The organism is Clostridioides sp. ZZV15-6598, from assembly GCF_020657705.1.
GTDB classification, from domain to species: domain Bacteria; phylum Bacillota; class Clostridia; order Peptostreptococcales; family Peptostreptococcaceae; genus Clostridioides; species Clostridioides difficile_F.
Map to the genome: position 1 here is coordinate 1 of NZ_JAGWCS010000097.1, position 15,357 is coordinate 15,357.

Genomic DNA, 15,357 nt, shown 5'->3' on the forward strand with positions numbered 1-15,357 from the left:
GTACCTTATACTTCACATAGTATTTTCGATTAAATTTATTATACCATCTTTCCTTGCATTTTTTAAGATTTATTCAATATTTCTTTTAAAATTTTCAATTTTTACTCATTTAAAAGTCAAATATTTTATTTTGCATATTTGAGCATATCTCTTACTTTGAAAGTAAATTATCATATACTTATTATTTAAAGTATTTTTAAAAGGTTACAATATATATATTAACTCTTAATAGAATCTTGTCAAGTTTTTTTTAGTGTTTATTGTGATTTTTTCTTTTCAATTAAAATCAATTGTGGTGGGTTATTGACTTGATTTAAAAATTTAGATTCTAAAACATTAAATTCATCTTGATTTAAATTATTTACAAAATTATATATACAATCTCTTTCTTCTTGTCCTCCATCATGTCCTATATATATAGCAATACTTATTATTCCATTTTCTTTTAATATTTCTAAGCTGTCGCTTATAGCTTTTAAAGTTGTCTCTGGTTTAGTTATAATTAGATGTTTTGCTCTTGGAAGATATCCCAAATTAAATAAAACACATGAGACTTCTTCTTTTACATATTTATTGATATTTTCATGGCCATCAAGTATTAATTTTACTCTATCTATATATCCTTCTTTTTCTAATTTTTTTCTTGTAGATTTTAGAGCTTCTTCTTGTATATCAAAAGCATATACAAAGCCTTCCTCTCCAACCTTTTCAGCTAAATACTTTGTATCATAACCATTTCCCATGGTAGCATCTATTACTATATCACCTTTATTAATAATATTTTCTAAATAAAATTTATTTATATCTGTAATTTTAGTTAAATGTTTTGCATATGCCATAATATCATTTCTCCCTACTATTAACTTCATTTCATTTTCATGTTATTTTATTGATTTTAAGTATTTTATTTCATCTTCTGTTAAGTATCTATATTCACCAACTTTTATATCTTTTAATACTATTTTCCCTACAGAAATTCTTCTTAAATTTAAAACTGGATGATTTATAGCCTTACACATTTTTCTTACTTGTCTATTTCTTCCTTCATGTATTGTTATTTCGCATACAGAATAATTCTTTTCTTTATTTTCCTTAGTTACTCTAATTTTAGCAGGTGCTGTTGTGTAATCTTCTATTTTTAGTCCTTTTTCAAAATTTCTTATTTCATCCTTATTTATAATTCCTTTTACACTTGCCACATAAGTTTTATTAATTTCATGTTTTGGATGAGTAAGTTTATATGTTAAATCTCCATCATTAGTAAGTATCAAAAGCCCACTTGTTTCATAATCTAACCTTCCTATTGGATATACTCTTTCCTTTACATCTTTTAATATATCTATTACACTCGGTCTATTAAACTGATCTTTTACAGTAGTTATATAACCTTCTGGCTTATTCAATAGTATATAGACATAATTTTCACTTGGCTTTACTTTTTTATTATCAAATTCTACTATATCTTTTTCTTCATCAATATTAAAAGATAGTTCTTTTACTATGTTTCCATTTACCTTTATTCTTCCTTCAAGAATGATTTCTTCTGCTTTTCTTCTAGATGCAATTCCACAAGAAGCTATATATTTATTAATTCTCATACATAATCCTTTCTTATCTTAAATTATATGTTATTTAATATTTTTATCAATGTTAATTTTGTTACATTATTATACTATACTAGACCTTAATTAAAAACAAGCAAAAAAATTATTTAATTTTCCTAAATAATTGTAATTTCTTTTCACATACTATTAATATGTAATAGCTGATTAAACACTATTTTAAGGAAGTGATTATTATTTCAAAAGAAAATGTAAAATATTATTTGATAGTCGTGTTTATTGGAATTTTATTCTTTAAATTTATTAATACCCCTACGGATTTTATATCTAGCATTGAAGGATTATTAAGCTTTTTTAGTCCATTTTTACTAGCTATTTTACTCGCTTTGCTTTTAAATCCTCTTGTAATGCTTTTTGAAATAAAATTTAAAACACATAGGCTTTTATCCATTTTTTTATCTTATATATTGATAGGTATTATTTTAGCTTTTGGTATTAGATTACTAATACCTTCAATAGCCAATACATTAAATAGATTGATAAATGAAATGCCTATCTACACTGATTATATAAATAATTTTATAGAAAAAAATATGTCAAACATAGATTTTTTGAAAGCTCTAATCCCTCATATACAACATAGCTTAGATAATGCATTAAAAGAAGCTAGTAATTTTGTTAATAGAATTCCTAAAAACTTTTTAATCTATACACTTAGCATATCATCTATGTTATTTAATATGGTAATGGGCTTTATATTATCTATATATATTATATATGATAAGGAAAAAATTGCATTAGGATTTAAAAGATTACTATATTCTTCTACTGCCAGAAACAAAGCTGATGAAATTATAGAATTTTTTAGAACTACCCATGATATTTTTTATGATTATTTAATTGGTAGAATTTTAGACTCTCTTATTATTGGTATAATTGCATTTATAGGATTTCAATTTATAATTCGAATAGAAAATGCTTTATTTTTAGCTTCAATAATATTTTTAGCAAATATAATACCTTATCTAGGCCCATTTATTGGAGCTATACCTCCAGTAGCTATGACAATTTTATACAGTCCTCAAAAAACTATATGGGTTATCGTATTTATATTTATATTACAGCAACTAGATGGAAATTTCATAGAGCCAAAGGTTATGGGCAATCAAGTTGGAATAGGAGCTATATGGATAATTTCTGCAATTTTAATAGGACAATCTCTTTTTGGTTTTATAGGTGTTTTTCTTTCAGTACCTGTAGCTGCTGTTGTAAAAACTTCTATTGATAAATATATTGACAAGAGATTGCAATAATTTCTGTCTTTTATAATTTTAAAAATTAATTATTATCTATTACATTACTATGAAAAAATGAAATTAACTCTTGGCAAAGAATATATGCTAAGAGTTAGTTTCATTTTCTGATACAAAGCTTTAATTTTTTATATGTAATACTTTACATTTACTGATTATTTGAGTTCTGAGAATTTCCTCCACTATCTGACCCTCCACTATTTTCTGATGAAGGTGGAGTTGGTGTCGGTGTTGGATTGCTTGTATTTGGTTTTTCTTGATTTTGAGAAGAATCGTTGTTAGTTACATCTTTGTTATTATTTGAAGTTGTATTTTTGTTTTTGGAATTAGATTTATTACTTTTACTCTTTTCACTATAGGAAGATTTCTTTGCTTCTGATTCCACTCTATACCTATCTTCTCCAGCTGTGTCTTTTGCCTTTTTCTTTCGTTCTTCCTCTGCTTCATTCTGTTCTTTTTCTAATTTAGTCAATTCCTCTTTCTTTTTAGATGCTTCATTTTTAATAACAGATGATCCATTTTTGATTTTCTCTATAAGCTTAAGTTCTTTAATTGCATCCTCATAATTTGTAGCTTTTTCAAATTCATCTACATTTAACATTCTCATAGATTGCATATACATAGCTCTTGCATTTTCATTAGCGCTATCTTCTTCTAATGCAGAGGATAATGCTTCCATAGCTTTTTTATAGTCATGTTTCTCTAAATATATTTTTCCTTGTTCAGTTGAGCTTATTTCATCTTTTTTATTAAATGAACATCCTACAAGAAATATAGATAATATCGATATCAATAAAATTACTCTTCCTCTCATTAAATCCCTCCTTGTCATATACTTTAAATTTTATCATAATCAAGAAGTTTTTAAAATAATTTATATTTATTACAAGAAAATTGTTAATAAAACAGAAAATAAGTAGATATGACTTGAATAACTATAACAAACTAAAAATTAGTTTAAATCTATAGATATATCATCTAATCTACTTATTTTAAAATTCAATATTTAATTCTTCTTCTATATTTCTAAAGATAATAAATCTTCATAACTTTGTCTTTTACAAATTATCTTGTCATTTCCATCAAATACTGATACCACTGCTGCTCTTGGTATTTTATTATAATTTGAAGACATTGAATATCCATATGCACCTGTTGATGTTGTTATAAGTACATCTCCACTTTTTATATCCATTATATCTATATCTCCAATTAATATATCTCCACTTTCACAACATTTACCAGCTATTGTTACATGATTCATAGTTTCATGGTTAATCTTATTTACAATACTACATTCGTAATTAGCTTGATATAGTGAAGGCCTTACATTGTCTGTCATACCACCATCTACACTTACATAAACTCTAACATCTTTTATATCTTTTATTGAACCTACTGTATACAATGTACTTCCTGCATTTGCAACTATTGATCTTCCTGGTTCTATTACCAATGTAGGTACTTCTATTCCAAGCTCTTTACAAGAATCTTCTGCTTTAGTGATTATAGTTTCACAGAATTCTCTTATAGTTTTAGGTTTATCACCTTTACTATAATAAACACCTACTCCTCCACCTAAGTCAATTTCTGTCAACTGTATATTAAACTTTTCTTTTATTTCTTTTACTAAATTCATCATTATATCTACCGTATCTATGTATGGTTCTACATCAAATATTTGTGAACCTATATGAGCATGAAGACCTACCAATTTAATATTTGTGTAATCATTCAATTTTTCTATTGCTCTAAATAAATCTCCATTTACTAAAGCAAAACCAAATTTAGAATCTATTTGACCTGTTTTTATATAATCGTGTGTATGAGCTTCTATACCAGGCGTTATTCTAAAATATATTTCTTGAGTTTTTCCCTTCTCTTCACATAATTTTTCAATTAAATCTAACTCATAGAAATTATCTACTACAAATTTACCTACCCCTAAATCTAATCCCATATTTATTTCTTCCTCTGTTTTATTATTTCCATGAAAGAAAACTTTTTCCATAGGAAAATTTGATTTGTAAGCTGTATATAATTCCCCTCCTGAAACTACATCCAGACACATATCTTCTTCATTTATAAGATTACACATATAAAGAGGTAAAAATGCCTTCCCTGCATAAGCAACTTTATTTTTTCCATCTTTAGCTTTAAAATGTTTTATATATTCTCTACAATTTTGTCTTACTAAGTCTTCGTCAAATACATATAATGGAGTTTGATATTTTTTACTAAGCTCTAGACAGCTTACTCCTCCAATATATAATTCATTATCTTTTACAGTCATAGTTCCATGAAGTTTCATAATATCCTCCCTAAGTTTTATATATTAAATACTTCTGCTATTTTCTCAATAGCTACTTGTTTATCATCAGAATTTATGGCACAAGTTATACGAATTTCTGATGTAGTTATAAGTTTTACCATTATACCATTTTCATTAAATATCTTAAATACTTTAGCAGCAACTCCAGAAGTATTTTTCATACCAAGGCCTACCAAAGAGAATTTAGTAATGTTATTATCAATTACTACATGCTCTTCATTTGTATATTTAGATACTATCTTTTTGCACTCTCCTAATTCTTCTTTTGGAACTGTAAATGATACACTTATTTTATCTAAAATAGGTGCAGTTTGACTTATCATATCTACACTTATTCCAATAGTTGCTATATCTTCAAATAAACTAGATATATTTTCTACCTTAAAATCTTTTATTGTTATAGAGCTGTCATCATCACTAGTAGCTAATCCTGTTATTACTTTATCCTCTAATTTCATGTCTTTTCCCCCTCTTATATATGTTCCTTTTACTGTACCACATGTACGTCCAACATAAATTTCAACACCATATTTTTGTGCAAGCTCTATACTTCTTGAATGCATTACTTGTGCTCCTAAACTTGCTAATTCAAGCATCTCTTCATATTCAATCTCATCAAGTTTACTTGCCTTTGCATATTTTCTTGGGTCTGTAAAATAAATTCCATCAACATCTGTATATATCTCACATTTACCATTTAGTTTAACCGCAAGAGCTACAGCAGATGTGTCTGAACCACCTCTTCCAAGAGTAGTTACATCACCATCTTCATTGATTCCCTGAAATCCAGTTACTATTACAACATTACCTTCATCTAAACTATTTTTTATTCTATTTACATTTATATCGTCAATTTGAGATTTTCCATGAAGTCCACTTGTTTTTATATTTAATTGATAAGCATTATAGCTTATAGCTTTACAGCCAAGCGCATTTAATGCTATCGATAATAAAGATGCTGAAATCATTTCTCCAGTAGACATCAAAGCATCTAACTCTCTTTTACTAGGTTCATTACTCAATGCTTTTGCCAAGCTTATATATTCATCTGTTGATTTTCCCATAGCAGATACAACTATTACCATTTGTGGATTTTCTTTTCTTCTTTCTATTATATTTTCTGCAATTGACTTTATTTTGTCAGTATCTGCAACTGAACTTCCCCCATATTTTTGGACAATTATACTCATGCCTTTTCCCCCTCAAGCTAAATTTTGATAAATAAAAACGCCCAAAGGTATACTTTGGACGTGTGAACTTCATAGACCAAGTAACCTTGTAGCTCACCACTTTAAAAGTGACAGCCTTATGCATATTCTGCATAAGTCCAGAAAACTTGTTTGTCAACAACTTTTCTTCGGCTATAGACCCTTTCATCAATCATCAACACTTACCAGCTACTATTGATTACTCTTGAATATAGCTACCTCTACCCTAGGCTCATTATTATTAATTAATTTATTAATATAGTTTTATCATATTCTATATAATATTGCAACAATTTTTTTACAAAATGTGGTAAATCAAAAAATTTATTTTCTAAAAATATCTTATATACAATTAAATAGTTTATTTAATCCTAAATCTATAAAATTTATACTATACTCATTATCTTCTCTCTCTAAGTCATTTAATTCAGATAAATTATCTGGTGTAACCACCAAAATATTTGGTACTCTAAAAAATGGAATTGTAGATTTATCTATTTTTCTAGAGAGATTCTCATATTTGGAAACATCTATTTCATTATTTAAATCAACATCTACCAATACCTGCTTTATATTGCCAAATTGATCTGTATATTCAATAAATAAATCATATTTCACAGCATCTACACTAACATTTCGGTAAAATCTTTTTACATCACAACCTGCAGTATTAATTCTAACAACTAATTCTGACCCTACTAGAGCCTTTATTAAATCATCCCCCTTAAAAAGCTTACTACCATTCAAATAGTAAACATATGAGAGGTCCTTATAGTTACGATAATCCACATCACATGGATATTTTTTTAATGTATACTCACTACACATTTTTCTCAATGTTTTTTTGAAGTTTTTTTTATTGTATCTTTTTTGGTCTCCATAAATTTTTCTAAATTGAGATTCTGTAACACATCTAACCCTGCTAATTAAAAGCAATATCTCTTTTTCCATATTTGTCATAGTACATTCTCCTTGAAGTATTATTTGCAAAGTTGTACTAATATTATATTAAATTTATGACATTAAATTTACAAAGAATTAAAATAAAATAGCTAATTTTTATAGAATTTATTTCTATAAAAATTAGCTATTAATGCACTAAAAACTATCTACAGTTTTTTTGACTAAGTTACACATTACTTTGATTTTCAGAACCTTTCGAATTTGTATCTTCATTAGTTCCTGTTTCTTGTTTTGCTTTTTTATCATCAAAATTTGCAATATTTAAGTTATCAAATTCTGACATTTCAATTACACCAGATTCTTCTTTTGAATATGATATTTTGACTTTGTCTCCAACTTGAGTCAATGGTAATTCGCTAGATACTTTTGAGGTAGCTTTAAATATTATCTCTTTATTAGAATCTAAAGTCACATAATAATTAGTATTTCCTCCTCGCACATCAGGACTTATTCTAGTTACTACACCTTCTATAACTTCATCTTTCATATCATTATCAAGTTTTAAGTCATTACCTTTAGATTCTAATGAATCTTTATAGTTTCTTAAAGCTTCATTTTTATCTTCCCCTATACCAAGTACATTATAATCTTCAACAGATACAAAGGCTACTCTCTTTACAAGACCAGCTTTATCTTTTAAAGATGATACATATGTTGGCTGACCTAATATATTGTACATTACAGGGAATGTAGCTTCATAATTCTTTTCTTGAACATTACCTTCAGCTGATTTCATCGCTGCTGTCTCAGTTGCTCCTGGCTGCTTATACAGTCTAGCTTCTTTAGTTCTAGAATCAACAAGCATAAATCCAATTGTAGATTCATCTCCACCAGAGGATGTTATACCTGTATACCAATATGACCTATTGTCATTACCATAAACTAGTGATGTTCCTTCTGTTGGCACTAGTACTCCTTTTTCTGATATAACAGAATTCAAAAATCCATTGACATAAACACCCCAGTCTTGAATTTGGTCTGTTACAAATTTTTGTGGTTGTATTCTATCTACCCATTTAGGTGTATTTTTAACATTATAGACATTTATTTTTCCAGTTTCTGCATCAACAGTAGCTATGCCTGTAGCATTTGCTCCTCCATAACCAATTTTATGTTCATATAAACTTACAACCCAATAAGGTCTTCCTTCATCATTTATTTCAAGAGTAAAATCTGTCATACCTACATTTACAATACCATGTATGTATAAATGTCTTTGTAAATCTTGATGTAAATAAGCTTCTGGTTGATATACTATCTTTATTGGTTTTCCATCTATTTCTTGAACTAGTTGTACATCTTGAGGATTACTTGCTGATACCTTCACATATCCACTTGTACCACTTAAAGATGTCACCCATTTAATTATATCTCTATGCACAAGAGGTGCTACCCAGTACAACTCTCCATCCACATTTTGTATATGAAACTTTCCTAATTTTGATACACTACCTATGGCTGGAACTTCTCCAAGTTTTTTATCACCTAATTTCATGGCCATGTCTTCATCTACAAGACGAATGTCATTTACACTGACAGGACTCATATCATCAGTAAATTTACTTTCAGTCACCTTTCCTAATAAATCTTTATAGGCTTTTGCATGCAGTACAGGTGTAGAGGCTATGAAAGGTACAACTACGACATACACAAGTAAAGCTATTGCTATTGAAAAATTATATTTAGCAAGTTTAGATGTTCTTTCATTTCTATCTAGCATCATATCTAATATTCCTGCTACAACAAAAAATATTATTCCTACTGAAAATAAAGATGTGAAGTCCAGTCTAAGTACAGGTAATTTAATAAATGCGTAAATTGCTACAATTATGAGTGAAACTCCATATGTTTTAAGATATCGTTTCATTTAATACTCCTCTCTATAAAATATTATTATTACTATTATATCCATATATTTACAAAAAATAAATATTTATCATATTTATTATGTATTAAGATATCTTTATACTTTTATGCTGCTGTTTATTTATTTCTATTCGATATATATATCAAAAAAATATTATAATTGTTCAAATAACGACAGAAAATCAAAAACTGAAGAAAGTGTTCTAACTAAGATTTACGAATTCTTAATCCTCTCGAAGTTAAACTACCATCTTCAGCCTAATTATTTAGCAATATTTTTATATGATAAATTTTAAAATAGATTTTTTATATGTTTGCCATTTTGGATACATAAGAATGCTGCCTAGAATTATATTCTGACAATAAACCTTCATACTCTAAAGTTAAACCATTTAAATTATAAAAATCATTTGGTGTTACTTCAAATGCTTCTTTATTCAAAATATCTATTTCACTTTTTTCTAACATATCAGCAACAAAGTTTGAACATACGTATTTATATTCAACTTTTCTGTGAATATTCATAGACAAATATATCAATGCCATTATATCATAATAGTAATCTTCTCTATAATCACTAATTAATTTTATATTTTTAAATAGATTTTCATATTGTAAATTATCTACTTCTAATGAATATACTCTACATACAGTATTTTTTCTTATAGCATATAAGCCTTGATTTATATTTTCTTCAACAAAGCCTCCAATAAATGGATTCCTTGGATTTAATCTTCCAAAAGAATACATTGGCTTTAAATTTTCATTTAATGATATTGACACATGTGTATACAGTTTTTTACTTATATTTCTTATTAAATAAGATAATACAGTTCCTGTATATGTTGTTACAATATAAATTTTATTCATCATTTCCCCCCAATCTAGTAATTAAATAATATTATACACTTACAACTTAATGTCATAAAATATTCTAACATAATAAAGGCTATTTTACAAATTTTGATTTTAAAGTGCTTTAATATTATATAAAATATAATAAAAATATAAATATAAATTTTCTATATTTTTAACCAACAGATGTTTTCTTTAAATTAATCAAATGATTTAGTATATCCTGAGCTTTTCCAGAATCCTTTAGATAACCTAATGCCCCATTTATTTGTGATTTTAAATCTATTTCTACTTCCATATCCAAATCAACATTTCCTTTTTTTACAGATATATTTTTAAGTGTTACTGGATAAAGATAACTTTTCTCTAAAGTAATTTTATTTCCATTAACCTCAAATGGAACCTTTTTATTGTAATTACTTAGTATTTTTTCTAGCATTTTATCACTTATTTTAAATTTTCCAATCCTTACATTTTCAAGACTTACAACCAAATCTTCATTTTTTAAAGTGGGTTTTAGTTCAAGCTCATATTGGCTATTGATTAGACCAAAGACCTTATATGGACCTGCCACTTTTATTTTTCCATCCTTCATCTCAACAAAATTATTTTCAAATTCTTTAATTCCATGTTTATTCATTAATGTATATATTAGGTTTCTAAACTCTTCTTCTGAAACAGATACTTTTCCAACCATTCTAAGTGGATTTTTTACTATTTCCATAGAATTTATATATGAACCTTTTGATAAATACTCTTCGTCTATGATTTTATTATTTTGTGAACTAACATCATATCTCTCTTTTGGTGTTAATGTGTATACAACAATACCTGTTAACACTAAAATAATAACTATTAAGCTTAATATAATCTTTGCAATCCTTCCCATAATCGTCTCCTTTACAAATCTGTCAACAGATTTAAAATAAATTTAGATAACTAACTTCACATAATATTCTTAACAATATACATATTATAATACAGTCTTTTAAAGATTAATTCAACTAATCTGCTTTTTTGTAAATAAACTGTAAAAAAACATGTTTTTAGTATAAAAGTTAATATTTTGCATAATACTCTTAATTACACCTTTATTTTTTTCTAATCTTGGATTAAAATTAATATTATGCAATACAGTGTAGTGTTCTGTATTATAAGCAAATTAAACAGGAGGTATAAAAATATGTCAAATGAAACGAACTCATCTAACTTTATAAAAAATATTATTATAAATGACCTAGAAACAGGAAAACATGACAGTATAATAACTCGTTTTCCACCTGAACCAAACGGATATTTACATATTGGTCATGCAAAAAGTATATGTCTTAACTTTGGACTAGCTAAAGAATTTAATGGAAAGGCTAATTTAAGATTTGATGATACAAATCCATTAAAAGAAGATGTTGAATATGTAGAATCCATAAAAGAAGATGTTAAGTGGTTAGGATTTGATTGGAATGAATTAAATTTTGCATCTAACTATTTTGATGAAATGTATAAAAGAGCTTTAGTCCTAATAAAAAAAGGTAAAGCTTATGTGTGTGAATTAACACAAGAAGAAATGAGGGAGTATCGTGGTACTCTGACTGAGCCTGGAAAAGAAAGCCCTTATAGAAATAGAACTATTGAAGAAAACCTAGATTTATTTGAAAGAATGAAAAACGGTGAATTTAAAGATGGAGAAAAAACATTAAGAGCTAAAATAGATATGTCTTCTCCAAATATAAACCTTAGAGACCCAATTATATACAGAATAGCTCATTCAACACATCATAATACAGGAGATAAATGGTGTATATATCCTATGTATGCTTTTGCCCATCCAATTGAAGATGCAATTGAAGGAATAACTCACTCTATATGTACTTTGGAGTTTGAAGACCAAAGACCTCTTTATGACTGGTTTGTCAGAGAATGTGAAATGGAAAATGTACCTAGACAAATAGAATTTGCTAGACTTAACATAAACAATACTGTTATGAGTAAAAGAAAATTAAAACAACTTGTAGATGAAGGTATTGTTGATGGTTGGGATGACCCTCGTGTTCCTACTATATCTGGGATTAGACGTAAGGGATATACTGCTGAAGCTTTACGTAATTTTTGTAGTGAAATAGGAGTATCAAAAGTTAACTCTACAGTGGACAGTCAAATGCTTGATTATTTCCTAAGAGAAAACTTACAACCAAAGGCTCCACTTGCTATGGGAGTTTTAAAACCTTTAAAATTAGTTATAACCAACTACCCAGAAGATAAAGTTGAAATGCTTGAAATAGAAAATAATGCTAAGGATGAATCTCAAGGTAAAAGATTAGTTCCTTTTTCTAGAGAATTATATATAGAGCAAGATGATTTTATGGAAGAACCAGTTAAAAAATATTTCAGATTTTTCCCAGGAAATGAAGTTCGTTTAAAAGGAGCTTATTTCGTAAAATGTACTGATGTAATTAAGGATGAAAATGGAAATGTAGTTGAAATACATGGTACCTATGACCCTGAAACTAAGAGTGGTTCTGGATTTACAGGTCGTAAAGTAAAATCTACAATACATTGGGTTGATGCTAAATCAGCTATACCATGTGAATTTAGATTATTTGAGCCATTGATTCTTGATGATTTACCTGAAAATGAAGGAAAGCATTTCTTAGAACAAATAAATCCTAATTCTTTAGAAATATTACAAGGTTTTGTTGAGCCTACACAAGTAAAAGATGCTAAACCTTTTGATAAATTCCAATTTGTTAGAAATGGGTTCTTTAGTATAGATAATAAGTATACAACTAAGGATAAGCTTGTGTTCAATAGAATAGTTCCTCTAAAAAGTTCTTTTAAACCTGTTAAATAATTTTTATAACTAAAAAATGAAGACTTAAAATATAAATTACTTCTACTATAAATAAATTTAGTTAGAAGTAATTTTTTATTTTAGCCTTCATCATTTATTTTAAATAATTAACTTTTTCCACTACAGATTCCCATAACCTCTATTCCATCTTTTATACATTCTATATTGAGAGGAAAATCTGGACCTTTTTCACCATCAATATCTGTTATAAGAGAATCTTTACATTCTATATCTACTTTTTTAGTTTTAAAATATAATATTTCATTTCCATTATATTGGTCTAAGTAATCACCTCTAAGCACACTTATCAAAACTGGTATTGATTTTGGAATTGGCATTCCTTTAAAAATAATTACGTCTAAATATCCATCATCTATTTCAGCTTTATATGCTAAATTTATATTTCCTGCTGTTTTTCCATTAAAAATCAGCATAAGATACATATCTCCATCATAATTCATCTCTTTGGAATATACTTTTATCTTAAACTTCCTCATATACAATGCTTCTTCTATTCCCTTTATATAATAAGAAATTCTTCCAAACGAATTCTTTAAGTCTGTGCTTATTCTTTGTGATACATCAGTAAACATACCTGCACTTGCGACATTTATAAAGTATTTATTATTTACCTTCCCTATGTCTATTTTCTTTGGCTTTGAATTTATGATTTCCTTTATAGCTTCTTTTATATCAAATGGAATTTGAAGAGCATTTGAAAAATCATTTGCAGTTCCTGTAGGTAAAATTCCAATTGGAATCTTTATATCTAACTCTTTCATTGAATTTACAACTAAATCTATAGTTCCATCACCACCTGCTATTAGTATATGGTCATAGGAACTATCCACTTCTTTAAATGCATTGTTTACAGGTTCTTTAATATTCAATCTATAGGGTATCAATAAATAATTTTGTTCTTGATATAATTCTATAATAGTATCTAAATTTGATAATATTTTTTTTTCACCTGAATTAGGATTGTATATAAGTTTTACTTTTTTCATTATTTCTCCTTACTTATTTTATTCTTTTAATATCCAAAGTCTTCGTTTAAGAAAATTACATGTATTCTTTCTGGTGCCAATTGTCTTTTTATAAGTGTATAGCTACAGCAGATTCTTCCTGGACTTGAACAATCTATACATATGCCAGTAGTCTTACATCCAGTATTTGTATTCAGCCTCTTGCAATTTGCTGGAGCAGCAATTGTTTTAGTTCTTTTTATAGCTTCATCTACATCTTTAACTATTTTATTTGCACCTGCTACAACTATTACTTTATCTGGTCCATATATCATAGCAGCTACTCTATTTCCATTTCCATCTAAATTGTAAAGCTCTCCATCTTCTGTTATTGCATTAGTACTTGTAAAATAAGCATCTGCACAAAATGATTTTCTGTATATTTCTTTCATTTCTTCTGGTTTAATATCTTTTGCATATCTATCAAGAAAATCATATTTTTCTCTTATAAAATCAATCACTCCTGTTTCAAATAAAGTCATAGAGCCTCCACAACCTACTAGAGAACCTACTTCTACTATTTCTTCAATTTTTTTAAGAAGCTCTTCTTTATTATTTACTAGATACCCTTTCATATTATTGTTTTCTAGAGATTTTATTGTTTTTTCTATTCTTTTTTCTTTAAGCCAATTTAGATTTTGATCCATCTCAACTTCCCCCTTATTTTCAATATGTATTAGTTTATTATAAATTTTATTTTCTTTATAATTTTATTTTAGTACATCTAAAAAAAAATACAATATAAAACTTTAAATAAATTTCCCATAAATTTCTTTATAGGACTAACTCATAATTTATAATTAAAAAGGAAAGTAGATGTGTTTTTCTACTTTCCCTATATTGTATGTAGTATTATATATTTTCTGAAATCTATATATTAATTATATGCTTTATTTTATTGAATATCGCAATTAATTTAAGTGTAATATCATATTCTTTTTTAAACATATAAATTGTATTATTAAGTTTATTATATCCAATTTTAATAAATAATGTCCTAATTTGATGAAGAAGATGCTATAGCTGCACTTGTAGCGGCCATTACACAAGCAACTTGAATAGCAATAATAATATTTAAAAATATATTATTAGATATAGAATCTATATTATTCTCTTTTTGTATTGAATCTGCATAAATAGAAGCCACAATAGCAGAACTAATCATTACTCTATTGCTTTTTCCTAAAGACCAATTTCCAAAGCCTTTTTCTTCTTTAAGTCTATTTGAAACATCTTTTATATTTTCTATTATTTCATTTTCTTTATAATCTAATAACGAAATTGCTCCTATTATTGGATACCCATAATAATTTAACTTACAATCATTTTCTTTAAATGCTTTTTTAAGTTCAATAGTTTTTTTACATTTACCCATAGTTCTATCT

General features: G+C 26.9%; 14 protein-coding genes and 1 riboswitch. Of the genes, 2 read left to right on the forward strand and 12 right to left on the reverse strand.

Going from position 1 to position 15,357, the window contains the following annotated elements; translation table 11 throughout:
* Positions 1-257: 257 nt before the first annotated feature.
* Entirely contained in the window at positions 258-839 is a 582-nt protein-coding gene (locus KGF50_RS15665; protein WP_227848931.1) for a tRNA (mnm(5)s(2)U34)-methyltransferase, read from the reverse strand.
* 42 nt (positions 840-881) lie between these two features.
* Positions 882-1,598 carry a pseudouridine synthase gene (locus KGF50_RS15670; protein ID WP_227848932.1) on the reverse strand — a complete coding sequence of 239 codons (717 nt, stop codon included), beginning with the start codon at positions 1,596-1,598 and terminating at the stop codon, positions 882-884.
* A gap of 236 nt (positions 1,599-1,834) precedes the next feature.
* Between KGF50_RS15670 and KGF50_RS15675 the strand changes: the two genes are divergently transcribed.
* Positions 1,835-2,875 (forward strand): AI-2E family transporter, encoded by a 1,041-nt coding sequence (locus KGF50_RS15675; RefSeq protein ID WP_227848943.1) that lies wholly within the window; start codon positions 1,835-1,837, stop codon positions 2,873-2,875.
* A 148-nt stretch (positions 2,876-3,023) separates the two neighbouring features.
* Here KGF50_RS15675 and KGF50_RS15680 read toward each other — a convergent pair whose 3' ends face one another.
* The 7 genes from KGF50_RS15680 to KGF50_RS15710 form a co-directional block, all read right to left on the reverse strand.
* Complete coding sequence (locus tag KGF50_RS15680) at positions 3,024-3,689, reverse strand: hypothetical protein (protein ID WP_227848933.1); 666 nt, start codon at positions 3,687-3,689, stop codon at positions 3,024-3,026.
* A gap of 204 nt (positions 3,690-3,893) precedes the next feature.
* Positions 3,894-5,186, reverse strand: coding sequence for a diaminopimelate decarboxylase (gene lysA, locus KGF50_RS15685; RefSeq protein WP_227848934.1), 1,293 nt, complete (start codon positions 5,184-5,186; stop codon positions 3,894-3,896).
* Positions 5,187-5,203: 17 nt separating this feature from the next.
* Positions 5,204-6,397, reverse strand: a complete 1,194-nt coding sequence (locus tag KGF50_RS15690) for an aspartate kinase (RefSeq protein WP_227848935.1) — start codon at positions 6,395-6,397, stop codon at positions 5,204-5,206.
* 81 nt (positions 6,398-6,478) lie between these two features.
* A riboswitch (Lysine riboswitch) is annotated at positions 6,479-6,647 on the reverse strand.
* Between the two features lie 110 nt (positions 6,648-6,757).
* Positions 6,758-7,375: a hypothetical protein gene (locus tag KGF50_RS15695; RefSeq protein ID WP_227848936.1), complete on the reverse strand. Its 618-nt coding sequence runs from the start codon at positions 7,373-7,375 to the stop codon at positions 6,758-6,760.
* Positions 7,376-7,544: 169 nt separating this feature from the next.
* On the reverse strand, positions 7,545-9,245 hold the full coding sequence (locus tag KGF50_RS15700; RefSeq protein ID WP_227848937.1) for a hypothetical protein: 1,701 nt from the start codon (positions 9,243-9,245) through the stop codon (positions 7,545-7,547).
* 305 nt (positions 9,246-9,550) lie between these two features.
* The gene (locus tag KGF50_RS15705; RefSeq protein WP_227827931.1) at positions 9,551-10,114 is read right to left on the reverse strand and encodes a hypothetical protein; all 564 of its coding nucleotides are present in this window, start codon (positions 10,112-10,114) and stop codon (positions 9,551-9,553) included.
* A 160-nt stretch (positions 10,115-10,274) separates the two neighbouring features.
* Positions 10,275-10,988 carry a DUF2140 domain-containing protein gene (locus tag KGF50_RS15710; RefSeq protein WP_227848938.1) on the reverse strand — a complete coding sequence of 238 codons (714 nt, stop codon included), beginning with the start codon at positions 10,986-10,988 and terminating at the stop codon, positions 10,275-10,277.
* Between the two features lie 294 nt (positions 10,989-11,282).
* Between KGF50_RS15710 and KGF50_RS15715 the strand changes: the two genes are divergently transcribed.
* Positions 11,283-12,947 carry a glutamine--tRNA ligase/YqeY domain fusion protein gene (locus KGF50_RS15715; RefSeq protein ID WP_227848939.1) on the forward strand — a complete coding sequence of 555 codons (1,665 nt, stop codon included), beginning with the start codon at positions 11,283-11,285 and terminating at the stop codon, positions 12,945-12,947.
* Between the two features lie 107 nt (positions 12,948-13,054).
* Here KGF50_RS15715 and KGF50_RS15720 read toward each other — a convergent pair whose 3' ends face one another.
* The 3 genes from KGF50_RS15720 to KGF50_RS15730 all read right to left on the reverse strand — a co-directional run.
* Positions 13,055-13,954, reverse strand: coding sequence for a YegS/Rv2252/BmrU family lipid kinase (locus tag KGF50_RS15720; protein ID WP_227848940.1), 900 nt, complete (start codon positions 13,952-13,954; stop codon positions 13,055-13,057).
* 26 nt (positions 13,955-13,980) lie between these two features.
* Positions 13,981-14,619 carry a lactate utilization protein gene (locus KGF50_RS15725; RefSeq protein ID WP_227848941.1) on the reverse strand — a complete coding sequence of 213 codons (639 nt, stop codon included), beginning with the start codon at positions 14,617-14,619 and terminating at the stop codon, positions 13,981-13,983.
* Between the two features lie 350 nt (positions 14,620-14,969).
* Positions 14,970-15,357, reverse strand: a 388-nt coding sequence (locus KGF50_RS15730; RefSeq protein WP_227848942.1) for a DUF4003 family protein, incomplete at its 5' end; no start/stop codon positions are given.

Excerpts from the sequence above, each read along its gene's own strand:
- KGF50_RS15695 (WP_227848936.1), bottom strand. The coding sequence starts at position 7,375 with ATGACAAATATGGAAAAAGAGATATTGCTTTTAATTAGCAGGGTTAGA.
- KGF50_RS15670 (WP_227848932.1), bottom strand. The coding sequence starts at position 1,598 with ATGAGAATTAATAAATATATAGCTTCTTGTGGAATTGCATCTAGAAGA.
- KGF50_RS15680 (WP_227848933.1), bottom strand. The coding sequence starts at position 3,689 with ATGAGAGGAAGAGTAATTTTATTGATATCGATATTATCTATATTTCTT.
- KGF50_RS15715 (WP_227848939.1), top strand. The coding sequence starts at position 11,283 with ATGTCAAATGAAACGAACTCATCTAACTTTATAAAAAATATTATTATA.
- lysA (WP_227848934.1), bottom strand. The coding sequence starts at position 5,186 with ATGAAACTTCATGGAACTATGACTGTAAAAGATAATGAATTATATATT.
- KGF50_RS15725 (WP_227848941.1), bottom strand. The coding sequence starts at position 14,619 with ATGGATCAAAATCTAAATTGGCTTAAAGAAAAAAGAATAGAAAAAACA.
- KGF50_RS15700 (WP_227848937.1), bottom strand. The coding sequence starts at position 9,245 with ATGAAACGATATCTTAAAACATATGGAGTTTCACTCATAATTGTAGCA.
- KGF50_RS15705 (WP_227827931.1), bottom strand. The coding sequence starts at position 10,114 with ATGAATAAAATTTATATTGTAACAACATATACAGGAACTGTATTATCT.
- KGF50_RS15665 (WP_227848931.1), bottom strand. The coding sequence starts at position 839 with ATGGCATATGCAAAACATTTAACTAAAATTACAGATATAAATAAATTT.
- KGF50_RS15710 (WP_227848938.1), bottom strand. The coding sequence starts at position 10,988 with ATGGGAAGGATTGCAAAGATTATATTAAGCTTAATAGTTATTATTTTA.
- KGF50_RS15690 (WP_227848935.1), bottom strand. The coding sequence starts at position 6,397 with ATGAGTATAATTGTCCAAAAATATGGGGGAAGTTCAGTTGCAGATACT.
- KGF50_RS15720 (WP_227848940.1), bottom strand. The coding sequence starts at position 13,954 with ATGAAAAAAGTAAAACTTATATACAATCCTAATTCAGGTGAAAAAAAA.